Annotated in this window: 18 protein-coding genes and 1 pseudogene; 9 read left to right on the top strand and 10 right to left on the bottom strand. The window is 46.1% G+C overall.

Features of this window, described 5'->3' with window-relative positions; all coding sequences use genetic code 11:
- The 3 genes and pseudogenes from RIH33_RS01845 to RIH33_RS01835 form a co-directional block, all read right to left on the bottom strand.
- Nucleotides 1-3,736, bottom strand: a pseudogene (locus RIH33_RS01845) (hypothetical protein); the annotation flags it as partial.
- Nucleotides 3,737-3,938: 202 nt separating this feature from the next.
- Nucleotides 3,939-10,427: a T9SS type A sorting domain-containing protein gene (locus RIH33_RS01840; RefSeq protein ID WP_406654718.1), complete on the bottom strand. Its 6,489-nt coding sequence runs from the start codon at nucleotides 10,425-10,427 to the stop codon at nucleotides 3,939-3,941.
- Between the two features lie 205 nt (nucleotides 10,428-10,632).
- A complete protein-coding gene (locus RIH33_RS01835; RefSeq protein WP_406654717.1) occupies nucleotides 10,633-11,334 on the bottom strand; it encodes an SIR2 family NAD-dependent protein deacylase in 702 nt (233 codons plus the stop codon).
- A 204-nt stretch (nucleotides 11,335-11,538) separates the two neighbouring features.
- On the opposite strand from RIH33_RS01835, the gene RIH33_RS01830 reads away from it, so the two are divergent.
- Genes RIH33_RS01830 through RIH33_RS01815 form a run of 4 tightly spaced genes read left to right on the top strand, consistent with a single transcriptional unit; the run spans nucleotide 11,539 to nucleotide 14,086 of the window.
- The gene (locus tag RIH33_RS01830) at nucleotides 11,539-12,120 is read left to right on the top strand and encodes a hypothetical protein (protein WP_406654716.1); all 582 of its coding nucleotides are present in this window, start codon (nucleotides 11,539-11,541) and stop codon (nucleotides 12,118-12,120) included.
- Nucleotides 12,121-12,161: 41 nt separating this feature from the next.
- Nucleotides 12,162-12,488 carry a membrane protein insertion efficiency factor YidD gene (gene yidD / locus RIH33_RS01825; protein ID WP_406654715.1) on the top strand — a complete coding sequence of 109 codons (327 nt, stop codon included), beginning with the start codon at nucleotides 12,162-12,164 and terminating at the stop codon, nucleotides 12,486-12,488.
- Nucleotides 12,475-13,338 (top strand): hypothetical protein, encoded by an 864-nt coding sequence (locus tag RIH33_RS01820; RefSeq protein WP_406654714.1) that lies wholly within the window; start codon nucleotides 12,475-12,477, stop codon nucleotides 13,336-13,338. Before yidD ends, RIH33_RS01820 begins: the two co-directional genes overlap by 14 nt.
- Nucleotides 13,286-14,086 (top strand): hypothetical protein, encoded by an 801-nt coding sequence (locus tag RIH33_RS01815; protein ID WP_406654713.1) that lies wholly within the window; start codon nucleotides 13,286-13,288, stop codon nucleotides 14,084-14,086. Before RIH33_RS01820 ends, RIH33_RS01815 begins: the two co-directional genes overlap by 53 nt.
- Before the next feature lie 47 nt (nucleotides 14,087-14,133).
- On the opposite strand, the gene RIH33_RS01810 is transcribed toward RIH33_RS01815, so the two are convergent.
- The 5 genes from RIH33_RS01810 to RIH33_RS01790 all read right to left on the bottom strand — a co-directional run bounded on the left by RIH33_RS01810 (nucleotide 14,134) and on the right by RIH33_RS01790 (nucleotide 18,479).
- Nucleotides 14,134-14,526 carry a TM2 domain-containing protein gene (locus RIH33_RS01810; protein ID WP_406654712.1) on the bottom strand — a complete coding sequence of 131 codons (393 nt, stop codon included), beginning with the start codon at nucleotides 14,524-14,526 and terminating at the stop codon, nucleotides 14,134-14,136.
- A 135-nt stretch (nucleotides 14,527-14,661) separates the two neighbouring features.
- On the bottom strand, nucleotides 14,662-16,077 hold the full coding sequence (locus tag RIH33_RS01805) for a pyridoxal phosphate-dependent decarboxylase family protein (RefSeq protein WP_406654711.1): 1,416 nt from the start codon (nucleotides 16,075-16,077) through the stop codon (nucleotides 14,662-14,664).
- A 28-nt stretch (nucleotides 16,078-16,105) separates the two neighbouring features.
- The gene (gene rsmG, locus RIH33_RS01800) at nucleotides 16,106-16,738 is read right to left on the bottom strand and encodes a 16S rRNA (guanine(527)-N(7))-methyltransferase RsmG (protein WP_406654710.1); all 633 of its coding nucleotides are present in this window, start codon (nucleotides 16,736-16,738) and stop codon (nucleotides 16,106-16,108) included.
- Nucleotides 16,738-17,349: an RNA polymerase sigma factor gene (locus RIH33_RS01795; RefSeq protein ID WP_406654709.1), complete on the bottom strand. Its 612-nt coding sequence runs from the start codon at nucleotides 17,347-17,349 to the stop codon at nucleotides 16,738-16,740. The genes rsmG and RIH33_RS01795 overlap by 1 nt, the downstream gene beginning before the upstream one ends.
- On the bottom strand, nucleotides 17,337-18,479 hold the full coding sequence (locus tag RIH33_RS01790) for a glycosyltransferase (RefSeq protein WP_406654708.1): 1,143 nt from the start codon (nucleotides 18,477-18,479) through the stop codon (nucleotides 17,337-17,339). The genes RIH33_RS01795 and RIH33_RS01790 overlap by 13 nt, the downstream gene beginning before the upstream one ends.
- Before the next feature lie 27 nt (nucleotides 18,480-18,506).
- Between RIH33_RS01790 and tgt the strand changes: the two genes are divergently transcribed.
- Genes tgt through RIH33_RS01765 form a run of 5 tightly spaced genes read left to right on the top strand, consistent with a single transcriptional unit; the run spans nucleotide 18,507 to nucleotide 24,158 of the window.
- On the top strand, nucleotides 18,507-19,637 hold the full coding sequence (gene tgt, locus RIH33_RS01785; protein ID WP_406654707.1) for a tRNA guanosine(34) transglycosylase Tgt: 1,131 nt from the start codon (nucleotides 18,507-18,509) through the stop codon (nucleotides 19,635-19,637).
- Nucleotides 19,634-20,716 (top strand): LptF/LptG family permease, encoded by a 1,083-nt coding sequence (locus RIH33_RS01780; protein WP_406654706.1) that lies wholly within the window; start codon nucleotides 19,634-19,636, stop codon nucleotides 20,714-20,716. Before tgt ends, RIH33_RS01780 begins: the two co-directional genes overlap by 4 nt.
- Entirely contained in the window at nucleotides 20,713-21,627 is a 915-nt protein-coding gene (locus RIH33_RS01775) for a DMT family transporter (protein ID WP_406654705.1), read from the top strand. The genes RIH33_RS01780 and RIH33_RS01775 overlap by 4 nt, the downstream gene beginning before the upstream one ends.
- Before the next feature lie 33 nt (nucleotides 21,628-21,660).
- Complete coding sequence (locus tag RIH33_RS01770; RefSeq protein ID WP_406654704.1) at nucleotides 21,661-23,832, top strand: S9 family peptidase; 2,172 nt, start codon at nucleotides 21,661-21,663, stop codon at nucleotides 23,830-23,832.
- Between the two features lie 5 nt (nucleotides 23,833-23,837).
- Nucleotides 23,838-24,158, top strand: a complete 321-nt coding sequence (locus RIH33_RS01765; RefSeq protein ID WP_406654703.1) for a heavy metal-binding domain-containing protein — start codon at nucleotides 23,838-23,840, stop codon at nucleotides 24,156-24,158.
- 502 nt (nucleotides 24,159-24,660) lie between these two features.
- Here RIH33_RS01765 and RIH33_RS01760 read toward each other — a convergent pair.
- Complete coding sequence (locus RIH33_RS01760; RefSeq protein WP_406658528.1) at nucleotides 24,661-24,969, bottom strand: GIY-YIG nuclease family protein; 309 nt, start codon at nucleotides 24,967-24,969, stop codon at nucleotides 24,661-24,663.
- Between the two features lie 609 nt (nucleotides 24,970-25,578).
- Nucleotides 25,579-26,367: a 4-(cytidine 5'-diphospho)-2-C-methyl-D-erythritol kinase gene (ispE, locus tag RIH33_RS01755; protein ID WP_406654701.1), complete on the bottom strand. Its 789-nt coding sequence runs from the start codon at nucleotides 26,365-26,367 to the stop codon at nucleotides 25,579-25,581.
- Nucleotides 26,368-26,413: the final 46 nt, after the last annotated feature.

Genomic DNA, 26,413 nt, shown 5'->3' with positions numbered 1-26,413 from the left:
CCGGGATAGTTCCACCGCCTTCTGTAAAGTCATCAGACCAGTCTCCATTACCATTGACATCTTCACCTGCTGTGGGTGATCCGTCATTGTCGTCATCATCATCCTGCCAGTCACTTTCATCTGCCCCATCGGTGTTTTGTAGGGGAGTATTGTAATTTTCAAAAAGGTCAAGAAGGCCATCTCCATCAGAGTCATCTGAGAGGGTTCCGGAGCAGGCAGATGTAAGGATGAGTGAAAAATTATCAAAAGTCAAGGTGCCCGTGGCCCCGGATTTATAGGTCCAGACTTCCACAAATGCGGCTCCACCCGGAGCGGTTGCATTGACCGTATAAAGGGTGTAAGTGGTTGCCAACACCTGAGCTTGAGGTTCGCTAAGCCGGGTGCTGATGTCTTCATCCCAGAAGGTGATGCCTATGCCGGTATAACCAGGGCTGCCGGTTATTTTGGCATATCCTGTAAACTGGAAGGCCTGTCCTGCCTCCACCGGGATGTATTCGGAAACATAAGTACCGCCAGCAGCAGGACCAGCGATAATTGCGGAAGCACCAGACTGTGCATCGGAGGTTACGAAAACGTCTCCCGAGAATCCTGTGAGGCCGTTCAGTCCGTTTTCGAAATCTGCATTTTCCGCTCTGAGCAGACCAGGTGTGGTATAGCCGGCGCAGGCATCTGTGTCATCGATGATTCCATCGGCATTGGTATCCAGATCAGAGATTCCATTTTGGTCAGAGTCCCATCCTTCAATCAAATCTACCACGCCATCGTTATCCGCATCAGTGTCTGTATAATCAGGGAGCCCATCTGAATCTGTATCAACCGGGGTAAGTATGGTACCACCTATATTGGGGTCATAAACATCCACCAGTCCATTGGAGTTGGTGTCGCTGTTTGCAAAGTCAATAAAAAGTGAGCTTTGTTGTGCTTCAATGTAGTCTCTGATTCCATCATTGTCACTGTCAATATCCAGGTAGTCATCAAATCCATCACCATCTGAGTCTGGCAGTGCAAGGGCTACGATTTGTTGCTGATCATTGAGTCCATTGCCATCGCTGTCTGTGAAATCAGCAATCTGACCCGTGGACGTATTGGCTGTGCCTCCAGCCTCGTAGGTATCTACTATGCCATCATTGTCAGAGTCCAGGTCCCGAAAGTTTGCCAATCCATCTCCATCGGTGTCCGGATTAGGAAGAGGTGTTGAATCCAGCGTATCATCTACTCCATTTGGTGCACCTACATAAGTAGGAGTGAACGATTGACATTCGGGTGATCCAATGGTGTAGTTTTGATCATTTCTTCCTGTCACAGTAATCGCCGTAGTGCCGTCCTGGTTCAAGCCCTGTGTCATACCTCCACCACCATCGGGATTGAGGTTGGTAGTAACTACTCTTATTTCGTTGGTGCCTTCGTGAAGTTGCAGCTGGGCAGTGAGTGTTCCATTCTGACCATAGAAGGGCACGTTTTGTAGATAGATTATAAATACCCTGTTGGGGGCGGTTCCATTGGTTCCGTAAGTAATGGTGCCCCCGCTGTTTGGGGTCATATCCACATGATGGAAAGCAATGGTATTGGGGTAGGTTCCTGAAGGATAAGGGTCTGGCCTCCAATCTGTACCCGGATCAATGTTATTAAAGCTTACCCAGCCATTACTATTGAGGTATAAACTACTGTTGGCGGCAAATGAAGTGCCATAAAACTCGAAGGCAAAAGGTAGTGTGATCTGCCGGGTTTGGTCATCTGCCCAACCTGTAAGGGTGGTAGGGGTAGTGATGGTGGTCACCGAGGAACTACAACCTGTCGAGATGGAATACCCACTAAAAGTGAATCTTCCGGTGACATCAGTGAATCCATCCAATTTTCCGTCATTGTCACTATCGGTACCTCCGGCTTCTACCAGATCGGTGATTCCGTCATTGTCTGAGTCCAGATCCACTGAATTGGGAATCCCATCCAGGTCGTAATCAAAATTGTCATTGATGCCATCCCCGTTAATGTCTGCCCAGTTATCATTGGCATCCACATCTCCATCTCCATCTACATCCGGATCGAGGTAGTCTGGGATCCCATCGCCATCAGTGTCAGCGTCATGATCACCTTCCTCGGTATCTGGCACCCCATCATTGTCACTGTCTTCATCTAAGGCATCTGCCACTCCATCCCCATCAGCATCGCAGCTATATTCAAAAGTGATGTTTTGGGTGTTGATTTGATAGTAACCAAAAGACCAGGTGTTGATCAGGTCATCGTCTCCACTTGTCCAGGTATGCAATGACGTATTGGTTCCGTCCAGTTCTACTTCAGGGTTTACACCGGTGAATATGTCACTATCATCCCAGTAAATAAGGTTGAAGCTGGTATTGGGTCTGATGTCGAGCATGTTCATGCCCTGATCATTTTCTTCCACATCCCAAAGAGGAACATGAATAGGACCAGAGGTAAACCTCCCTGAAATGGTGAGATTTGTTCCAGAGGGCACTGTGGCCCCAAAGCCATTAAGTCCATCCCAACGAATGACATGTTCACCTTCGGTGGTTATCTCAGTTTCAATGATCACATCTTCTGTGCCATCCTGGTATCCATTGGTACCATCCAGGTCCACGAGCACTGCAATTTGTCCTACCTGATTGCTTTCAAAATAGATGGCAGCGGCACCTCCACCCGTGCTGGAATTACAGTAAACATTAGCATCGGTAATGGAAATGGTTGGTAATACGGTCGTAGGGTAAAGGTCAACATCCGGGTTGTTGATGAAGAGGTCATACTCTATTTCCGCAATTTCATTGGTCACACTCATTCGGTAATCCTGAAAGTCGGTGATTCCATCTCCATTGGTGTCGCCATCAGTACCGTCCGTTCCCTGAGAGTTGGCGTATACGACCAATGAAAAGGGGTTGAGACCGCCAAGCTGAACTTCCTTGATGTAGTTCCCGGCATCACCGCCATCGATGGTGGATGGTACCCTCACATAGAAATTAACCTCATCAGCAAGCAGGTTATCGAAATATTGTGCAGTAAGACTCCACCTGGTACAATGCATCCGGCCTGGTTTCTCCTCATTGCCGTCATATACAGAAAAATCCCAAAGGTCATACCAGCTTCTTTCGTCTATGTCATTGGTTCCACCATCGTCCTGAATAAAAGCAATGTAGAAGTCCTGATCTCCTTGCGGATCGTTGTTGGTGTATTCTATGGGGGTATATCCACCGGCATTGTAAGTATTAGAATTGTAGGTGAACTGAGGGCCAATAAGTGATGAAGCCACCGTGCCAATCACCCCGGGCTGACCGGCATCCAGCCACGCACCGTGATTCGGGCTATTATCATTGGTGAGGGTAGTGCTATTCACAACATTGCCATCACTATCATAGACTACAATGGTCAGGTATTCATGGTTATTGTGCTCTGTTGCCGAGTTGGAATAGGAACTGCCCGGAGCGTATCTCACAGGGATTCGCCTGATTCCATACCGCAGTGTTTCACCGGCTTTCAAGCGGATGTAAAGTCGCTCATTGGCAGGAGCTGAGGGGTCAAGAAAATTATCATTGGCTCCTCCAAAACCATCGTGTTCCAACCAGGCAAAGTCATTGTTGGTGGCACCGGGTGCCACGAGTGAGGAGGTGTCGGCATAGTTCGGTGCCAGTGTCCTGGAACCTTCAGCAACTGCGACATTTATACTCCCGATGAGCAGGAGTATAAGCCAGAAGGTCGAGTAAGAATGGGTATGAGTTTTATTGGTCATAAACGGTGAAAGCATGCAGTGCGAATCTGGACAGTGCTGTATGTATTCCCTATTTTTTTTAGATAAACAAGACAATTAATTCGGTGGGCCTGTCTCATAGCTGGATTGTAGCACGTGCTGATATGGTGATTGCACGTCAATGGAGATTTGCACCAAGAGTGTTGGTGGGTAATATTTCGCATAAGTGTTTGGTCGGGGGATGTTATTTTTTGATAAACCTATGCTGCCATGATAATTCACCTGAGGTTAGGGTGAGGATGTAGACTCCGTTTTGGAGATTTTGAAGGTTCAGTTTCAGTCCATGAGTATCCATGTAAATCACCTGAGGCCTGATCTCTTTGCCCGTTAGGTCAATAATGTGGAGGTTGGAAACTTTGAGTTGTACATTGCCACGCACAGTTAAAAACTCCGTGGTTGGATTGGGATACACCTGTAGGAGAATTTCATCTGCGCTGTACTCCACCCTTATTGTCTGCAGTTGTACTGTTGTGCCATCAAAGTCCTTTTGATCCAAACGATAATAATAGGTGCCTGAGGTTTTGAGTAAATCGAAATACTGATAGGAATGAAATTCCTTGCTGGTGCCATGCCCTTTGATGGTGGCGATGGGCGAAAAGTTAACCTTGTCAACCGATCGGTTCAAGATAAAGTAATCATTATTGATCTCGGAGGCAGTCTCCCAGGTAAGACTTATTCCGTCATTTGCTGCTTTCGCACTGAACTGTAACAGTGAGACGGGAAGTGTAATTACATTATCAGTGTCCCTGTAGTCTGGCAATCCATCAGCATCCTTATCGGGGGTGTTGCTGGCACTTCCGAAATTGGTGTAGTCAAACAGATCCACCAGCCCGTCGCCATCGGTATCGTGATAAAATGATAGGCTGGGTTCGAGAAAATTAGGAATCCCATCACTGTCATTGTCTTCCAGCCAGTCCGGTATCCCATCAAGGTCTGAGTCTGTGGTGGTATAATAGCCGGGATTCGAAGCGCTCGTTTCAAATGAGGCTGCACGATCCACATAATCATCAAGCGAATCTCCGCTGCCATTATCGTCATATCCTTCTTTGGCATCTCCCTGCCCATCACCGTCAGCGTCAGTATCCAGAAAATCTTTATTTGAATCACTATCAGTATCAGGATTGGTGAGAGGGGTGCCACCATCCGAGGCATCATACACGTTGGCGTGTCCATCTCCATCAAAATCGTTGGACTGAACATAGGCTATCGAGAACCTCCCATCATCGAGCATGTTATTTGGCAGGGATCCACCATTCGCCTCCATGGCATCTACTATACCGTCACTGTCAGAGTCCAGGTCAAGATGATTTGGAACCCCGTCGAGATCAAAATCTGAATTATCATCAATACCATCTCCAAAAAGATCCACAAAACCGCTGTAATCTGGGTCTTCATAATTGAGTGTACCATCACTATCTTCATCCCCGAGCAGTGCGGCCGAAACTTCCACATCGTCTCTAATGCCATCATTGTCATCATCATTGTCATCCACATCGGCCACTCCGTCATTGTCCCAATCGGGATCACACTGGGTAAACTGATAGGATACTGCATCGAGGTGAAAATCTGCGTTACCGCTGGATACGGTAAACTCGAAGCGGAGATACCTGATGCCACCAGAGGTGGTGACAGTATATGCAGTGTTGTTATAGGTTGTGTTGTTGTCGCTTAGGTTTACACTGTTGCCAAAGCCCGAGGCGGCCGCCGCACTGGAAGTAAGAGCCACTGTAGCGGTATTTGCCTTAGAGCTCCTGTAGGTAACTGTAATGGCCTGTCCCTGGGGAATGACATCTGTGAGATCCAGAATAAGGAAGTTGCCTATAGAAGGAAAAATGGCATCGTCGGTATCTCCTCCACCCAGGGCATTGGCTGGATTGGTAATTCCGTTGTTGGATTCTACCAGATCTGCATTTCCGTTAAAATCGGTAGTGATAAACTGCAGTCCACATGATCCTACGTTATCCTCAAGGTAATCCTTGATTCCATTGGCAGGGTTGAGGTCCAGTGGTTCATCGATGGTGTTGATACCATCACCATCATCATCCGTGTCTCTCCAGTCGGGAGTGAGGTCACCATCCAGATCTTGTCTGGCCACCGAGGCGCCTGTTACACTCCCACATGGGGCACAATCCAGATCAAAAGCATTGTCCAGGCCATCATTGTCATCATCTGCACCGGATGGGTTGGTGTCTCTTACACCATTGTTATCTGCGTCATTGCCTTCAATGTTGTCACTGATGCCGTCATTGTCTGAGTCACTGTCAAGATAATCTGCTACATCTTTTCCGTCTGTGTTGACCGGAACCAGGGCGGTTCCAGAGTTGTCCGGGTCATAACTGTCGTCTAGTCCGTCCTGATCCGTGTCTGAGTCCGAGGGGGCCACATAACCGGCAGTAGACTGGGCCTCTCTGATATCCAGAATGCCGTCACCGTCTGAGTCAATATCCAGGAAATTGGCAAGCCCATCATTATCAGTATCGGGGAGGGCCAGCATTGTTCCGCCATTGTCAGTGTCTATCAAATCATTTAAACCATCACCGTCTGTGTCCACAAAAGCGTCAAGGCGACCATTTTGATCGCTGTCCGTACCACCGGCTTCCAGTACATCAGCAATGCCATCACCATCACTATCCAAATCCAATCGGTTGGGCAATCCATCATTGTCCTTATCTGAAGCACTTAACGGGGCATTGTCATAAGTATCCACGATGCCATCTCTATCAGAGTCAGTTGAGTCATCGGCCCGGCCATCTCCGTCTGTGTCCGCACCACCACTTTCCTTCAGGTCGGTGATGCCATCATTGTCAGAGTCCAGGTCATAAATGTCTATCACACCGTCACTGTCTGTATCAGGGTTAGCGAGAGGTGTACCTCCTGAGTCCCCGTCTACGGTATTTGCCAAACCGTCTCCGTCCTGATCAGGATCGAAATCATCTTCTATGCCGTCACCATCTGCATCCGTACCCAATGCAACGAAGGTTACATCGTAGGCATCGTCAATCCCATCTCCGTCAATGTCATTTCCTCCGGTCTGGTCCACATCCACGCTGTCCTGAATTCCGTCCTGATCAGTATCCAGCATACTGTCTTGTCTGCCATCATTGTCTGCATCAGTACCCCCAGCCTCTATGATATCCAAAGTCCCGTCATTATCAGAATCCAGATCCAGGAAATCCGGAATGCCATCCAGATCAGCATCAAACTGATCCACAATTCCGTCGTTGTTAGTGTCCGTGGCTGTGAAGTTGGAATCGTTCAGATCCAGGTAATTCATGATGCCATCACCATCTCTGTCGTCAGTCGGACTGAGCGACTCGCCTGCGCCTGCACCCTGCTCATCAATGACTCCTCCGTTTTCTTCCAAATCTGGGATTCCGTCATTGTCAGAATCCGCATCCAAATCATCATTGATACCATCATGATCTGAGTCAGGATTATATAGATAGTCCGGTATGGTGCCTCCGCCTTGAAGAAAACCTGTGCCTTCCGCACTTGTGGTTAGCCCGTCTCCATCATCATCTGTATCCTGAAAGTCCTTAGTGCCATCACCGTCTGTGTCTTGCAGAGCGGAATTGGATGCGACCGGGTTATAGTTAGTGTTATCCGAATCAAATGCGTCCAAAAGGCCATCTCCATCAGCGTCGCCAGTTCCTTCGGCGCCATTTACCACGCCATTTCCATTGCTATCCCAATCACCTACGCCATTGGTATCGCCATCGTGCCCTTCTATGATGTCGTTGATAACATCTTCATCAGCATCCAGGTCAAAATAATCCGGATTTCCGACCCCATCCGTATTGACGGGAGTGAGGTAGGTGCCACCGCTGCTTGTATCATAGGCATCATCGATACCATCTTTATCGGAATCATTGCCTGAAGGTGAAATGTAGGAGATGGAATTTTGGGCCTCCACATTGTCCACTATTCCGTCATTATCAGCATCAATGTCAAAATGATCGGAAAGGCCGTCCGAATCGAAATCCGGAATGGTGAGTAAAGTACCTCCATTATCAGAGTCAAAAACATCCAGCAACCCGTCACCGTCAGTATCTGCTCCATCAGCTGTCCCATCAAAATCCGCATCTACACCTCCTGCTTCTATTATATCAGTGATTCCGTCATTGTCAGAGTCCAGATCATGAAAGTCAGGAATTCCGTCTTGATCAAAATCAAAAGCATCTACAATACCATCTCCATTTGAATCTGTCTCAAACCCGTAAGCTGCCTCACTCAAATCGAGGTAATTGAGAATGCCATCACCATCTTCATCGCCTGTTGGATTATAGCCTGTGCCTCCGTCTTCATCAGCATCCAGGATGCCATCATTATCTGAGTCGGGATCCGCGCTATCTATTACCCCATCATTGTCATAATCCGGGTTGTATAAATAGTCGGGGATGGGGTTGCCTCCCTGCGTAAATCCAGAACCTTCGGTTACGGTATCGGTACCATCTCCGTCATCGTCAGTATCTCTAAAGTCAGGAATGCCATCACCATCTGTATCCGACAAAGGGGGAAGGGTACCTCCATTATCGGGATCAAACGTATTGTCAAGCCCATCTCCATCGGTATCTGATCCTGAGGGTGTGGTGTCTGCGATGCCATCTCTGTTCAGGTCATTACTTTCAATACTGTCAAGGATGCCATCATCGTCGGAGTCTGTATCCAGATAGTCGGGTAGACCTGTCCCATCAGTATTAGCAGGGCTACTTAGATCTATACCCCCATTGTCTGTATCAAAACTGTCGTCAATACCATCCCCATCCGTATCATTACCAGATGGACTGACCGGCGAGTTTGAACTTTGCGCTTCTATGTAATCCAGGATACCGTCACCGTCAGAGTCAGTATCCAAATAGTCAGGAATGCCGTCACTATCTCCATCATTGATCGTAGACTCCACCGAATCGGGTATTCCATCGCCATCAGAATCACCATCCAGGTGATTGGGGAGGCCGTCATTGTCTACATCATCGATGGACAAGGCGGTACCACCTTCGTCAGGGTCCACCTCGCTTGCCAACCCGTCTCCGTCACTGTCAGGATCATATTCGTCGGCAATACCGTCCCCATCAGCATCATTGGCCGATCCACCACCACCTATTCCTGAGGGTTGATAACTGTCACAGATGCCATCGGGATAAGCCCCACCCGCAGATAACACGTCGGTGCAGCCGGAGTTGGATGGGTCATCAGCGTCTACCGTATTAGGTATACCGTCTCCGTCATCATCCTCCATAGAATCAATGATTCCATTACCATTGAGATCATCCGAAGGATCTCCACCGGCTGCTATAAAATCCAAAACTCCGTCACCATTGGAGTCAGGGTCGAAGTGGTTTGGGATTCCGTCACCATCCGGATCAAAGGCGTCATTGATTCCGTCAGCAGGGCTGGTGTCCACAAAATCCGGAAAATCAGTATCCAGATAGTTGGGGATGTCATCTCCGTCAGCATCACCCCCGGGATCTACGCCGTTACCTTCATCCGAATCGTCCAGGATGCCGTCATCATCAGAATCCAAATCGTTGATGACATTTACTTTAGCACTTACGGCGGATTGGAGTTCGCAGCTATCGGCTACAATGGCCGTGATTTCGTCATAAGGCCTTAAGCTTCCCTGATTGAAAGTAATACTCCAACGACCAGTACTGGTGACCAGCGATTCCCCAAGCGTATCTCCATTGACAAATACCGTTACAAACGCCCCTTCCGGTTCATTTACATATCCATTAATACGGGTATTACTGTCCAAAATAGGCGATAGAACAATCGGAGTTTCACTCGTTCCGGTTTTGAAACATCCATTTTCTCCTAAGTCCGAAATGGGGGTTGGGCTTTGTAGTTCTATCAACTGTATGAAGGTGGCATCCTGATCTTGCAAACTATCAGGTCCCAGGGTTCCTATGATGTCATCATCTATACCCGCGATATCGGAGACATTGGATAAAATGCCATTACTTGGCTGTGTGGAAGTGGCTGCTGCCAGGCGGACAGTAGATGAGCTGGTTAGGCCCAGATCCGCTATGTCTATGAAGAAATCAAAGAATTTGACATCACCAGAACAGGAAGCATCCTGAAACCTGGCATCTGACCGCTGAAAGTTGTCTGCCTGACTATAACTGGTGACCAATGAACCTGTGGTGGTACCATCTATGTCTTCAATGAACACATTTCCTGACTCGTTATTTCCCAGTGATACCCTTATTTCATATTCGAATCCAGGATTGCCACTGGTGCTATTCGCATCTGCCGACCCAATGCGGCCATCGGTATCCACGAGAATGCTATAGCCAAAAGCCCCACTGGGCTCCTTGGCTACCCTGATTCGGTAAATCAGGAATTCTGAACTTCCCTGGGAATTATCAAAAAATACATAGGAAGATTCACCGCCAGATGGGGCATCTACAATGTCTGTGGAACCGCAGGAAGGTCCCGTGGCTATATCTCCGTTTGGCTCAGTGGTGATCTGAGGAATTCCAATCCAGCTGATTTCGTCATCTTCCTGACCCGCTGTATATCCGGTCCCATTCACGGAGGTGTATCCATCTTCATTTGGATCCATGGGATTGTATGTAGAGACCAGATCCCCGTCTGTGTAGGTACAGTCATCCGTTATCAGACCTGGTGTCTGCCCGTACGATAGGTGCAACCCCGTGACTAAAACTGCCAAGAGGAAGGTTTTTCTTAGATTAATCACTTCTAATTATATTGGCGGTATCATCAACTCTGAAATAATGATTCGTACACCACATCGCGTACTGATCCTTTTTTCAGAACAATGTTCTAAATATCAACAAAGAAGAGAGTATCTAATATCCAAGTAGCTGAGCCGCTAAGTTAAGTCTATTTCTTCAAGGTACGAAACAGATAAACAATTAGATTTTTCTAAGATTATCACCTTTAATTTTGTTGCAGACAGTGGTTAATCCTACAGTGGCTGGCATAGGAAAAGTATGGAGGTTGGGAACATGGTCCAATGGGGGCAGTTTGGGGTCGATAATGTACTTTGGTATAGCGTTACCTACAAAACTTAGTAAACCGGCAGCAGGATAGACCATCAGCGAGGTACCCACCACTATGAAGGCATCCGCCCTGCGCGTCTCGGCAATGGCAGCATCCATCATTGGAACCATTTCTCCAAACCATACGATGTGAGGGCGAAGTTGACTCCCTTTTTCACAGAGATCTCCAAGCTTAAGTTCCCAACCATCCAGGTCGTAAATGAGCGTTTCATCTATGGTGCTTCTCACCTTCTGGAGTTCACCATGGAGGTGAATAACATGACTACTACCTGCTTTTTCGTGCAGATTATCTACATTTTGAGTGATGATGGTCACTTGAAAATCCTGTTCGAGTTCCGCAAGTACGGTATGTCCTATGTTAGGTATTGCTGATAACGCTTGTTTTCGCCTTTGGTTGTAAAAATCCAGTACCAGCTCTGGGTTTCGGTGCCAACCTTCCGGTGAGGCCACATCCATGACCTCATGGCCTTCCCACAGCCCACCGGAATCCCGGAAAGTGCTGATGCCACTCTCGGCACTAATGCCTGCACCTGATAGAACAACGATTTTTTTCATGATGACATCAGATTGTTATTGATCCTCAAATTAGATCATTGTTTCAAAAAATAAATCCATGATCTTTGGTAATTTGGCGGCTGTTAAAATTATTTAACTCTTATGAATGTTTTACTGACATTTTTGATTCCATTCGTCACCTTGATACAATTAGATTTTGATTGGGTCAGTTTCAGTATGGTCAAGCGATCTACTTCACATGGAATGATATCCAGAGTAGAGGCCAGCGTATTTTATAAGCCATCTGGAGAGATGGTTACCCATTTCGTTAGCCCAATTGATATGTATGTTCTGAATAACTCATTAGGAAATGTTGAGATATTCAATACGAAAGAGAACACAGTTGTCAAGTCTTTGGATAACAGAATGGGCAGTCAGAATACTACTTTTTACTATTTCTTGTTTGGTAGCAGTGAAGATTTAGGTCTAACCGAGGTGGGTTTTTCCCTGGAAGAGTCCAGGATTGAGGATATGATGCTAATATCAGAATATACCCCGCCTGCAGCTATGAGAGATCTGGGCAGAGTAGAACTTGTGAGCAACGGAGATCACCCGGTTTTTATGGGTTATATAAATAGGGAGGGGAAGTATGTGAAAAAGACCTACTACTATGATTATGAGGTTGTGAGAGGAGTTGATTTTCCTATGTCTATTACTGAGATAGATTTTCTGAACAATGACTCCACGATTACAAAGACTACCTTTTCTAATTTCAGATTTGATATACCAAAGGATAAGGAGTTTGCTGATTTCAAAACACCCAGTAACGCAACTCTACTTGAATGAAAGTTTCTCTGATTGTGGGGACACTGTTGATAATGTCTCACATGCTTCAAGGTCAAGATAAACAAAGAGATTTTGAGCTGGTGAAGAGAGGATTGACCGTAAAAAACGAAGGAGCACAGAAACGTGGATTTTTTCTAATTCATTTTTATCAGAAACACCTATCTGATCAGATACTAAATGATTGTATTTACGATCAATCATGTTCGGAGTTCAGTAAATTGTCTTTTGAGCATTATGGATTCTTCAAGGGATTGTTTCTGACTGCTGACAGACTGACCAGGTGCAACAGAGCGACCTTTGCTGAAACTTCTCCAGCCTTAATCAATTTACAGGGTAAGGTAATAGATCATTGGGATGACTATCAGTAAGAGAAGTTTTCTTATTCACATAAGCTTATTAGGTTCTCTTTGGTCATTTGGTCAGGGGTTTTCAGACAATGATTATCAATTCTTGTTGCATCTCGAATCCATTTCGGCTTACGATGAAGGTGTCTTTTGGCTGGAGCAAAAGGAGTTGGTTTTAGGAAGAACAGATACGACTGCTTTTCACCTGGGAATGTTCGAGTACTTCCGGAAAAACAGGGCGAGCTCGATACGTTTTTTTGAGGATGTGAATCGTTCAAATCTCAATTTTTGGAATACATCCAGGTTTTATTCAGGATTACAGTATGCCTACCTTGGTGATTACGGCAAAGCGAATCAGGTTTTGATGCAGACCGATAGTTTGTCCGAGCTACATGCTGAGCTTCGGAAGCTGAGTTTGGCGGGATTGTCATTGCTTGATCATAATTTTGAGCGCTTTGAGTCCTTTCAAACTTCCTTTGATCCTAATTATTATCAGCTTGTTGACCATCAGCAGGCCCTATTGGACACCCACCATGTAATGCGGGATCGAAAAGCCAAATCTCCTGTGATTGCCGGTGTGCTATCGGCCATCATACCAGGCGGAGGGAAGTTTTATTTGGGCAAAATAGGGCAGGGTACCATGAGCCTGATGACGAGTACTATTTTTGCCTTGCAAGCTTATGAAGGGTATCGCAAAGACGGCCCTAAAAGTGCCTCCTTTATTGTTTTTGGAAGCATCTTCTCAGTTTTTTATGTAGCCAATATTTGGGGGAGTGTGGTTGCTGTTAAGGTGGAGAATGTGAATTTTAACAAAACGAATCATGATGCGATATTGCTTCATATGCATATTCCTATACGGTTACTTTGTAAGTAGTGGACAGGAGAACATTCCTCGTGATGTGCTCAAAAGTGCATTATACTATGAGCGACTTGCTTTTGAGGAGAGTGACTTATCTAGAAAAGGTTTTTTCTTATTGCAGAAATCCTATATCTATAAAGGGATTGGCGACTATCAATCTGCACTGGATATACTCAATCGCATTAAAATTTCTTCAAGAGATTCACTAAACGGGGCATTAAAATATGAGAAAATCCTTCTGAACTACTTGCTTGGGAATTATCAAAGAAGTTTTGATGAGCTACTGAAATACCGATTGTCACAAGGTACTTCGCAGGAGGGGGTGGACAATGATATTCTGGTTTTGGAAATTTTGAATCTTATTGGCTTGAATAAATGGGTAGAAGCAAAAGAATTGGCTCTTCAAAATGCTGATCATTTGAGCATTACTAGTAAGCAGATTCAGGAAGTTTTTTCGGGTAAGTTAAAACCTAAGAATCCTGACAAAGCTTACAACTTGTCCTTATTCCTCCCGGGAGTGGGGCAGATGTATTCTGGTCATTACTTAAAAGGAGTACTTTCTGGGAGTATTCAGGTGCTATTAGTAGGGTTTAGTGCCTATAGCCTGCATCAAGGCTACTTCTTCACAGGAGGGATGACCGGGGTGGCTTTGTTTTATACATTTTATCTGGGCGGAGCCAGGAACGCAAGAGAATTGGCAATGGCAAGAAACAAGGAGCAGGCAAGGAAAATGAGCTCCCAGTTGATGAAGGGTATTAAATGAAAAAACCCTCTTAGAGAGGGTTTTTCTAGTATTGATAAAGCAGCCTATTAATTAAACATTATCAGGCCCTTCTTATTCACATAAGCACTGATGTCTTCATTGTTGATGACCAAAACGATTAGATCAACAAGCGGCAATATTCCGAAGATTCCTCCACAGGTGAAGAAATAACCGGCAATAATTCCCGGAGGTGTACCGAGGTATACCCTGTGAACACCAAGGCCTCCTAAAAAGAAGTCCAAAGCAACGGCAATCCACACATTTTTTTCTTCCTGAACCCCAGATACAGAAAAAGGATTATCGAGAACAACTTTTGAATCAATTGAAATAGCTTGTTCCATGATGGATTCAACTTTAGAGTCATCGATAGCGTATTTTCCGTTAGAAAGGCCTACTAAGGAATAGCCCAGAGCAAAAGCGATAAGTAAGAATTTTTTCATCAAAATTGTGATTATGGTTAGAATAATTTGATCAAACATAAGAAGCAATTCTGTGAAAAAGAAGAGGTTGACGAGTTAAAGTTCCGTTGTTCAGAAAGTGCTTCATTATCAATGCTTTCTAATGAATGAGCTTTATTAATGGGATGATTCATCACTCGTTTTAACCAACAATCCCCATAAATTTTTCACATGGTTTTTTTCCAACCTTGTCTGGCCTAATACCACCCTGATGCCATACATTCCATTTACCTTGGTGTGAGTAATATAGGCCTTGCCCGACTGGTTGATTTGGGTGAGGATGCTTTCGTTGATCGTGTTTAATTCCTCAGTGCTTTTATCGGAAGCGGAGTAGCGAAAGACCACCATGTTCAGTTTCTGGGGGGTGAGGAGCTCAAAGTGTGAATCTTTCTCAATCTGATTAGCCAGCCACGCTCCATAGCCAATATGTGTGCGGATGGTGGATCTCAGGTGATCAACTCCGTAGGTGCGGATGACAAACCATAGTTTGAGTGCCCGAAAGCGCCTGCCCAGCTGGATGCCCCAGTCTCTGTAATCATTGACCTGCCCTCTGGTTTTGGTTTTCAGGTATTCTGGGAGAATCTCAAAAGTTTTGATCAGGGCTTCTTTGTCTTTTACAAAGTAAGCACTGCAGTCAAAATTGGTGAAGAGCCACTTGTGCGGATTAAAAACGAAACTATCCGCCAGCTCCAGTCCTTCTCTGAGCCACTCAAGTTCGGGTAGTACCAGCGCACTTCCTGCGTAGGCAGCATCTACATGAAACCAGATGTTGTATTGCCGGCAGATTTCTCCGATCTGTTTGGTGGGATCAAAGGCGAGGGTGCCAGTGGTGCCCATTGCGGAAATGACCATGCAGGGGGTGTACCCCATGGCCATATCCGCCTCGATTGCTTTTTGAAGCGCAGCTGGAACCATAGACATTTCACCATCCACGGGGATTTTCACCAGGTTTTCACTGCCCAGTCCGGCTATTTTCACGGCTTTTTCGGCGGATGAATGCGTCTCCGTGGAGCAGTAGATTCTTAATTTTCTTTCAGTAACACCTTTGGTGTTGCTTTGAAAATCAGTTTTCCATTCGCGTGCAGTAAGCAGTGCAGTAAGTGTGGCGGTAGAGGCTGTGTCCTGGATTACCCCGTGCCAGTCAGTCGGAAGGCCCATCATTTCCTTGAACCATTCCATCATGCGCTCCTCCAACTCAGCAGCGGCGGGAGAGGTCTCCCACACCATACACTGGGCACCTATTCCCGCGGTAAGTATTTCGGCGATGACTGATGGATAGCTGGAGTTACCGGGAAAATAGGCGTGGAAGTGGGGATGTTGCCAATGGGTGATTCCGGGCATAATAATGCTGTCAAGATCGCTCATCAGGGCCTCAAACGGCTCTCCACTACCGGGAGGTGATGGAGGTATCTGATCGTAAATGTCTTTGGGGGCCACCTGTGATTTTACAGGGTATTTTTCGATCTGCTGTAAGTAGTCTGCCACCCAGTCCACAGCGGCATGGGCGTTTTTTCTAAATTCCTCGTGGTTCATAGGAGGGGTGGTTTATGATTCGATTCGGCTATACCGGAATATAAATGATCTTTTTGGTCTCGAAAAAGGGATCTTCGAAATAGTCGCTGACGGGGATGATGCTATGGGACTGGCCAAACTCCTTCATCTCTTCATCCAGTTCTCCTCCTTTGAGTAAAAGGTATCCACTGGCCAGTGTTGGGTGGTCTGAGGACTGGATCATTTGATGTGTCCAGTTGTAGAGCTGTTTGGTTCTGGCCACCGCTCTGGATACAATGAAGTCAAATTTTTCTTTGATCTGCTCGGCGCGGATGTGCTCGGCATGCACGTTGGTCAGGCCTATTGCCTGCGCTACTTCCTGTACTACTTTGATCTTCTTGCCAATGCTATCAGCCAGGAAAAAAGAAGATTCTGGAAAGAGGATGGCCAACGGAATACCCGGAAACCCCCCTCCTGTGCCAATGTCCAGCACTTTGCTGCCAGAAGGAAACGAAATGAAGCTGGCAATGGCGAGGCTGTGCAGGATGTGCCGGGTGTAGAGCTGATCAATATCTTTTCTGGAGATCACGTTGATCTTCTCATTCCATTCGGCATATAATGCCGAAAGGGCTTCAAACTGTTTTTTTTGTACTGCGGACAGATCCGGAAAGTGGTCAAAGATGACCTGAACACCACCTGACATCAAATGTGTTTCTTTTTGTCTTTCACTAATTCGTACATGAGTTCCCGGGCACGGTGAAGCTGTGCCTTCACGGTGCCCAGCGGCGCCTCCAGTTCTGTGGCAATCTCTTCGTAGGAGAGTTCGTCAAAGTACCTCAGCTTTACCAGGCGCTGATATTTGGGGGGTAGTTTGGTCACAAACATACGCACCAGCTCGATCTTTTGTGTGTTGATCGCTTCTTCGTCAGGAGTACGCTCGGCATCCTCCACATCTATGTTGACAGACTCGCCGCTATCATCCGTAAATGACGTGTTGAGGCTGTAGGTCTCCAGTTTTTTCTTTCTGATAAAATCGATGGCGTTGTTGGTGGCAATCCGAAAAAGCCAGGTACTAAAGGTGTAATCCTTTTTGAAACGGGCCAGGTTTTTGAAGGCCTTGGCAAAAGCTTCTATGGTAAGGTCCTCAGCGTCATCTACATTTCGCACCATTTTGAGGATCATATGGTATACCGGTTTTTTATACCGGCTCATCAAGTCAGCAAAAGCCGACTCATCATTGTGCAGCGTTGCTCGATCGATGAGTTTAAAATCCTGAAGGGCCTTTTCTGAAAATTGCCTTTTTACTTCGTCCATCTAATATTCTTTACAAACATGGCCCTGACACCTAGCAGGGGTAAAAAAACCGCATAAATCAAATCCATCAAAGGAAACCAAATACCATGAAAAGGCATCCCGAGATTATTGGCGATTTTTCTGAAAAATACTCCTTTTACCAGTATCAACAAGCCGAACAGTACAATAATTCGTGTAGGGTACTGAAAGGAGAAGAGCAAATATAGGAAACAAAGCCATAGAACACCGTGAGCAAAGGCCCTTATAAAATGCGCCATTTTCACTGCTGGTTGGTAATGCTTTCCCACTGACAAATGCCTTGTTTTTTGCTTGAGATATCCTTCCCATTTACGTTCTGGTAGGGAATAGGTTAAACTATCTGAGTTAAAATTCACCACCGTGTTGTCGGAAGTGCTCATTTTTTGTACCAGCAGGTCATCGTCTCCACCCACTACCGCCTCAAATGGGTGAAATCCGTCTACTTTTTCAAAGGTATCTTTTCGATAGGCGATGTTTCTGCCCACTCCCATGTAAGCTTTCCCCTGGCAGGCAGCCGATGTGTAATGGATAGCAGTATGGAGTGTTTCGTAGGATGTGAGCTGACTGATCAGACCTGCTTCGTCGGTATATGGACTTACGCCTAGTATCACCTCTGTCTTCTCTGCAGCACACCTTGCAAAGGAGGCAATCCATTGATTGGAAACGGGATGACAGTCAGCGTCAGTAAGCAGGAGCCACTCGTGCCCAGCCATTTCTACACCGCTTTTGATTGCATATTTTTTTGGGTTATAAGCTTCCGGTACTCTAGTAATTTCTATCACTCGCATCCGGTCATCGCCCAATGAACTCATCAGTGTATTGCTCCCATCTGTGCATCTGTCCAGCACGATGATTATTTCAAAACATGGATATTCCTGAGCCAGAAGGAGGGGGACAAGTGTCCTCAGGTTCTCTTCCTCGTTATGAGCACAAACCAGGACCGTAAAGTCAGGCGAAGTAGCGGTGACTTTTGAGGTACGCTTTCTCAGCAGTGGTTTCACGGTCTGAATGATCAGATAGAGGTGAAGGATTGAAAAAGTGTAAAAAAAGTACTCCAAAACGTGATAGGGCTTAATGGGTAAAGATAGGAGCCACAAAATGGTGATATTCATACCAAGCCAACTATTTTTGCCGCATTTATGAAATTTACGCTACTACATACCGACGACAAGTCAAAGGCACGAACCGGCCTGGTGGAAACCGATCACGGGCAAATAGAGACTCCTATCTTTATGCCTGTGGGTACTGCTGGTACGGTGAAGGCCGTTCACCAACGAGAGCTGAAGGAGGATATCAATGCCCAGATCATTTTGGGTAACACTTATCACCTCTACCTGAGACCTGGTCTGGAGGTAATCCAAAAAGCAGGCGGACTTCACGGGTTCAATGGCTGGGATCGACCCATTCTGACGGATAGCGGGGGGTATCAGGTCTACTCCCTGGGGGACAACCGAAAAATCACTGAGTCGGGGGTGCGGTTCAAGTCTCACATTGACGGCTCCATGCATGATTTTACGCCGGAGCGTGTGATGGATATACAGCGGGTCATTGGTGCGGATATTATCATGGCTTTTGACGAATGCACGCCCTATCCATGTGATAAAAAGTATGCGGAGAATTCCATGCACATGACTCACCGGTGGTTGAAACGGTGTATACAGCAGTTTGATTCTACCAATGCGCTTTATGGCTACAGTCAGACGTTTTTTCCCATCGTGCAGGGCAGCACTTACCCCGATTTGCGCAAGCAGTCTGCGGAGTTCATTGCCGAGCAGGGGCGCGAAGGAAATGCCATCGGTGGCTTGTCTGTGGGTGAGCCACACGAGGACATGTATGCCATGACTGAGTTGGTTTGCGACATTCTTCCAGCAGATAAGCCTCGATATTTGATGGGTGTGGGTACTCCGGAAAACATACTGGAGTGTATTGCGCTGGGAGTGGATATGTTTGACTGTGTGATGCCTACCAGGAATGCCCGAAACGGCATGCTCTTTACCAGTGAGGGGATTATTAATATCAAGAATGAAAAATGGAAAGAAGCCTATATTCCTATTGATCCTGTTATAGAGGGGTATGTAAGCACTTTCTATACCCGGGCTTATCTTCGTCACCTGATCATGAGTAAGGAAATACTAGGTGCCCAGATTTGTAGCATTCACAATTTATCCTTCTATCTATGGTTAGTAAAGGAAGCCAGGGTACAAATAAAAGCAGGTAACTTTGACCGCTGGAAAACGGCCATGGTGAAAAAAGTAACAACCCGACTTTGAAGAAATTAGATTGGTACATATTGCAAAAAGTGCTGAGCACCTTCGTGTTTGTGGTGTTCATGCTGGTGTTGATTATCTGTGTCATTGACTTTACAGAAAAGAATGATGATTTCATTCAGAATGACGTGAGCCGGGAGCAGATTTTCAAATATTACATGACCCTCTTTCCATACTTTGCGATTCTGCTCACCCCCATTACAGCTTTTATTGCCACTGTTTTTGTGACTGCCAAGCTAGCCGCACAGACCGAGATTATTGCCATTCTGGCCTCAGGAGTTAGTTTTAGAAGGATGTTGGTTCCCTATTTCATGGCGGCAGTGTTGATCGCTGCTATGAGCTACGTTTTCATGGGTTATGTCATTCCCAATGCCAATAAATTCAGGATAGGGTTTGAATTGAACTACCTGAAAAAGCCGTACTTCTACTCTGACAGGAATATTCACCTGAAGATTGCGGAAAACGATTATATCTATATAGACCGATACAATAATCAGCGGGACATAGGCTACAACGTGACGTTAGAGCGCATCGTAGATGAGCGGCTGGAAGACAAGCTTACGGCTAAGCGTATCCACTGGGATACTGCCACGGCCAAGTGGAGCCTCAAAAACTGGCAGCGAAGACAGATTTTTGAAAATACAGAAGTGATCACCTCAGGCGGAGCCGCCGGTGATCTGGACACCTTACTGAACATGTCTCCTTCTGATTTTCAGAACAAAGAACGGCTACAGGAGACCCTCACCATTCCTGAGCTGAATGCTTACATAGCCCTACAGAAGAGTCGGGGCGCAGATGACGTACAGCTCTATCAGATTGAAAAATACATTCGGTACATGCAGCCCTTTGGGGTAATTATCCTTTGCTTTATCGGGGTAATTGTGTCGGCCAAAAAGTCGCGGCGCGGCACCGGTTTTCAGATCGCGCTGGGATTTTTGATCGCCTTCATTTTCATCATATTCTTCATTCTGGCGCGGGCCATTGCCGAGGCGGGATCGCTCAATCCCATACTGGCCGTGTGGATACCCAACATTATTTTCTCAGTGGTAGGCGTGCTCATGTATAATACTGTACCCCGATGACGCAAGAAACCAAAGACTTTGCATTTCTCCATTTTATTGTACTCATATGGGGGTTTACGGCCATTCTGGGGGTCCTCATTGAGCTACCCTCAGTAGAAATGGTATTTTTCAGAACGCTGCTGGCTTCTCTGGGACTCCTGGCCATCGTGTACTTCAGAAAGAAACCTTTTTTGTTTCAGCAGCGAAAAGACCATTGGGTGACAATAGGGACTGGTGCCTTGATTGCAGCACACTGGATCCTGTTTTTCTTGTCTGCCCGGATATCCAATGTATCGGTGTGTCTGGCGGGTATGGCTACCTGTTCGCTTTGGACCAGTTTTCTCGAACCCCTCTTTAACAAGCGCCGGATCAAACCCTATGAAGTAGTGCTGAGCGTGATTGCCTTTGTGGGGATCGCCATTATCTTCAATGTGGAGTTTGATTACTTTCTGGGGCTGATTTTAGCGATGTTATCTGCGGCCATTGCGGCATTGTTCACTGTCATCAATGGTAAGCTTACTAAGCGGGAAGATCCTTTTGTGATTACTTTTTATGAGATGATCGGAGCCACTCTCGCGATCGCCCTGTTTTTCCCGCTTTATTTGAGTTTTGAAGGTATTGATAGTCTGGCCTTGAGTCCAACACTCAGCGATTGGGGCTACCTGATCATATTGGCACTGGTCTGTACTGTATACGCCTATTCCTATTCGGTAAAGCTGATGAAGCGTTTGTCGGCTTTTTCAGTCAACCTCACTGTGAACCTGGAGCCCGTGTACGGAATAGCCATGGCGCTTGTTTTCTTTCCTGAAAAGGAGAAAATGACCTCTGGATTCTACCTGGGAACTGCCCTTATACTTGCTTCAGTGCTGATTTATCCATTGATCAATCGCCGCTTGAAAAGGAAAGCTTTGAATACGGATTTATTGCGCTAAATGGCTAAATTCAGCTTTTCAAAAAATAAGACAATGACATCTACCCAACCCTATGTGCTCCTGTTCAGCGTCATGCTATACGTAGCGTGCTCAGGTGAAACCTCTAACCGTACAAAAGAAGAAATGTCTATGCAGCCACCAATTGCCGAAAAACAGCCTTATGAACTCACAGGTCATGGAGATGTACGAGTAGACAATTATTACTGGATGCGCCTCTCGGATGAGCAAAAACTGGCAGCTGAGCCTGATGAACAAACTCAAAAAGTGCTGGATTATCTGGGAGGTGAAAACAAGTACACCAGTGAAGCATTAAAATCCACAGAGACTCTGCAGGAGACACTCTATCAGGAGATGGTTGGGCGTATCAGTCAAAACGATGAATCAGTTCCCTACCTGAGTCATGGCTACTATTACTACTCGCGTTATGAGGAGGGCATGGAATATCCAATCTATTGCCGGAAAAAGGGAAGTTTAAGCAGCAAAGAGCAGGTGATACTGGATGTGAACCAGCTGGCTGAGGGACAGGAGTTTTACAATGTGGCCGGACTGAGGGTAAGTCCTGATAATAAGTTGTTGGCCTTCGGTGAGGATACCCTCAGCAGAAGAATTTATACGATTAGGATATTGAACCTGGAGACTGGTCAGTTTCTGGAGGATGAGATTCCCTTTGCTGAAGCTGGAGTGGCGTGGGCTGCAGATAATCAGACGCTTTTTTATACCGCTAAAAACAGGGTAAGCCTGCTTTCTGAGGAAATCAAAAAGCATACTTTGGGTACTTCCACAGACACAGATCAGACGGTGTATAAGGAGGAGGACCCATCGTACTACATAGGTTGTTATCAGTCCAAATCCGGAGAGTATATCATCATCTGGAACAGCAGTACTTTATCTACTGATCACTACATTTTGAAGTCGGATAACCCGAACGGAGCATTCAGGCAGTTTACCCCCAGGGAAGGGGTGCATGAGTACTCCATTGAGCATTTTGAGGACAAATTCTATGTGGTCACCAACTGGGATGCGACCAACTTTAGGCTGATGGAGGTGAACGAGAGCAACACAGATAAATCCAATTGGAAAGAGGTCATTCCACACAGGGAGGATGTTTTGCTGTCGTCTATCGAGGTTTTCAAAAACTTTCTGGTAGTAGAAGAAAGAAAGGACGGATTGAATCAGCTCCGGGTGATCAACCAGAAAAGCAAGGAAGATTATTACATTCCAATGGACGAAGTGGCCTACAAAGCTGGAATAGATACCAATAAGGATTTTGAAACCAATACGCTAAGGTATTATTACTCTTCGCTGGCTACTCCTGAGACTGTTTATGACTTTGATATGGCCACCAAAGAGCGCCAGCTGATGAAGCAGGACGAAGTGGTGGGTGGTCATGATCCGTCACAGTATACAGTAGAGCGCATCATGATAGAAGCCAGAGATGGCAGGAGTATACCCATGTCTATCATTTACAAAAAGGGATTCAAGAAAGACGGACAGGGACCGTTTTTGCTCTATGGATATGGCTCGTATGGACATACCGTTGACCCGGGGTTTAGCTCCAGCAGGCTGTCCTTACTGGATCGTGGCTTTGCATTTGGTATTGCTCACATCCGAGGCAGTCAGGCACTGGGTCGTTCCTGGTATGACGATGGTAAGATGTTTAAGAAAAAGAATACGTTCAACGACTTTGTGGACTGTGCACAGTATCTGATCAATGCGGATTTCACGAATTCCAATAGGCTTTTTGCCATGGGGGGCAGTGCTGGTGGGCTACTGATGGGCGCTGTGGTCAATCAGGCTCCGGAGCTGTTTAGAGGGGTGATCGCAGCGGTTCCGTTTGTGGATGTACTCACTACCATGTCTGACCCTACCATTCCGCTTACCACCAACGAGTATGACGAGTGGGGAAATCCTGATGAACTTGAATCTTATGAATACATGAAGAGCTATTCTCCGTATGACAATGTGAAGGCTCAGGATTATCCAAATATGCTGGTCATGACCGGGTACTTTGATTCTCAGGTGCAATATTGGGAGCCGGCCAAGTGGGTAGCCAAATTGCGTAAGTTCAAGACAGATGATAACCTTTTGCTTCTTAACACCAATATGGAAGCGGGTCATGGTGGTGCTTCAGGCAGGTTCAGGGCTTACCGGGAGATTGCCATGGAATATGCCTTCATGCTTGATTTGGCGGACATTAAACAATAATTGATATGCTTACAGTGACGACTCCTAACATCGAAGGAAAGCAGATCACCGAGTATTACGGGTTGGTGACCGGTGAAGCCATTATAGGTGCGAACATTTTCAAAGACTTCTTTGCAGCCATCACGGATGTGGTGGGTGGCAGGTCTGGCGCTTATGAAAAGGCTCTACGTGAGGCTAAAGACATAGCTGTGTCTGAGATGCAGGAGCGTGCTCAGTCTATGGGAGCCAATGCAGTTGTTGGTGTGGACCTGGATTACGAGACCGTGGGGCGCGACTCTGGTATGCTCATGGTGAGTGCCAGTGGTACCGCAGTGAAGGTTCAGTAGGCGTTTGGGATTCGTAACGTCATTGCGAGGAGTACCGCAGGTCTCCGAAGCAATCCTCCGCAGTACCTTTGGCCACCTTTTACCATTCTCCCTTTTGAAATCCTGAAGGAAAAATAACCAGTTTTTTTTCTGATGGAAGTCTATGAATTAGCTAACCCTGTCCCGCCTTTTATGCGTCAGATTGCTTCGCTTTGCTCGCAATGACGCTGTTTTGCTCTTTAGTTCGTCATTGTGAGGTGCGACCATAGGGAGCACCGAAGCAATCCATCGAAGTGCTTTTGTTTGCAGTTCGTTTTACTGACTGTACCGATGATTTTCAGATCTTTTACATGATTATCATGGCGTGTTTCTTGGGTAATGGCACGTCAGATTGCTTCATCCCGATTGCATCGGAATTCGCAATGACGGTACGGTGTATTGCGTCATTGCGAGGAGTACCGCAGGTCTCCGAAGCAATCCTCTGATACATTTGCCCTTGGGTTTACTTAGAACAGGTTTTAATCTACCATTCAAGAATATTAGGGTAGAGATCAATCCATTCCGGGTTTTGCGAGGATATGAGGTCCATTTTCTTTTTTCGGGATCCTCCTTTGATTTGTTTTTCCCGGTCAATGGCTTCCACAATGGTTGGGAATGACTCATAGTAAACCAGCTTATGCAGGTTATAGCGTGCTGTAAAGCTTCTGGGGTATTTATGGTTCTTGTGCTCATAGATGCGATTGATCAGGTTTGAGGTCACACCAACATATAAGGTCGTATTGTTCCCATTGGTCATGATGTATATGCAGCCACCTTTTACCATAATCGCCATTAAATCCTGAAGGAAAAATAACCAGTTTTTATTTCTGATGGAAGTCTATGAATTGGCTAACCCTGTCCCGCCTTTTATGCGTCAGATTGCTTCGCTTTGCTCGCAATGACCCTGTTTTGATCTTAGTTCGTCATTGCGAGGTGCGACCATAGGGAGCACCGAAGCACGAAGGGGACGGGTGTTTGCCACTCACCTAATTTCCATCATATTTTCTCAAAATGAGAACAGCCATTTGGCCCTTCTTTCATAGTCATGAACCCGTCCATTCATAGCTATGAATGAGACAATTGATAGCTATGGATGAAGTCATTGATAGCTATGAATGGGGTGGTCAGAAAAAATGCCTATTAAGGGACGTAAGGGCCATTTTTTGGAGTGTTCCCTTTTTGAGAAAAATGCTCTCATTTACGCTTTAGGTAGACAAGCCTGGCAATATTCCTAATGAAAATGTAAGGGGTATTCTTGTAGCTCGTGTCTGTATCGTAAAGAAACCCGAAAAGAAGATACAAAAGTAACGTTAATGACGGTTAAGTGACGTCATTACGAGGAGTACCGCTGGTCTCTGAATGAATCTACCTAAAGGCTGATGTTTGCCTGCACACCGTCCTATTATAGCGAGAACGTTACATACCCCTCCAGCGAGATTTCCTGCTCAAAGAGCCCGAAAACAGCCGAGCCCGAGCCGCTCATAGCGGCATACAGAGCTCCGGATGCATACAATTCCTCCTTGATTTGCTGAATCTCAGGAAATTGGCCGAAAACTGACGCTTCAAAATCATTTTTAAGCGCGTTTCTCCATTGGGAGATTGGCTCTTTTAAGGTATTTTCAATCGAATAGTCGGGAGCACTGGGTTTGATAAGGCTATAGGCCTTCTGGGTGCTCACGTGAATGTGAGGGTGTTTGATGGCGATGTGTTTTCCCGAAAGGTCCAAAGCTACCTCACGAAAGACAGTGCCGGTGCCTGTAGCCAAAACCGGTTTATTTTCAATAAAAAAGGGACAATCGCTGCCAAGCTGGCCTGCCAGGTTTTGTAGTGTCGGTACGTCAAGTCCCAAATCAAATAATTCATTGAGCATCTTCAGTGTAAAAGCCCCATCTGCTGAGCCACCACCCAGTCCTGCACCCATTGGGATTACTTTATGCAGGTGTATGTGCGCTCCCGGAAGATCGTAAGTTTTTTGAAGGAGATCATATGCACGAAGACATAGGTTCGATTCCGGAGTGCCGGGTATATCAAGGCCGGTAGAAGTAAAGGTTAATTTTTCAGCTGGAAGTACTTCCAGCGCATCACACCAGGGGATAGGGTAGAAGCAACTTTCCAGGTCATGATAGCCATCGGGTCTCCTGGAGACGATATTCAGACCCAGATTGATTTTGGCGTTGGGGAAAGAGAGCATTTAATAGAGGAGTAGTAGAATAGAAAAGTTGAAAGTAAGTGTTGAT

It is taken from the genome of Marinoscillum sp. (genome assembly GCF_040222955.1).
Classification (GTDB): Bacteria; Bacteroidota; Bacteroidia; order Cytophagales; family Cyclobacteriaceae; genus Marinoscillum.
The sequence above is the reverse complement of the archived record's forward strand: the minus strand, read 5'-3'. Positions and strand labels throughout refer to the sequence as shown.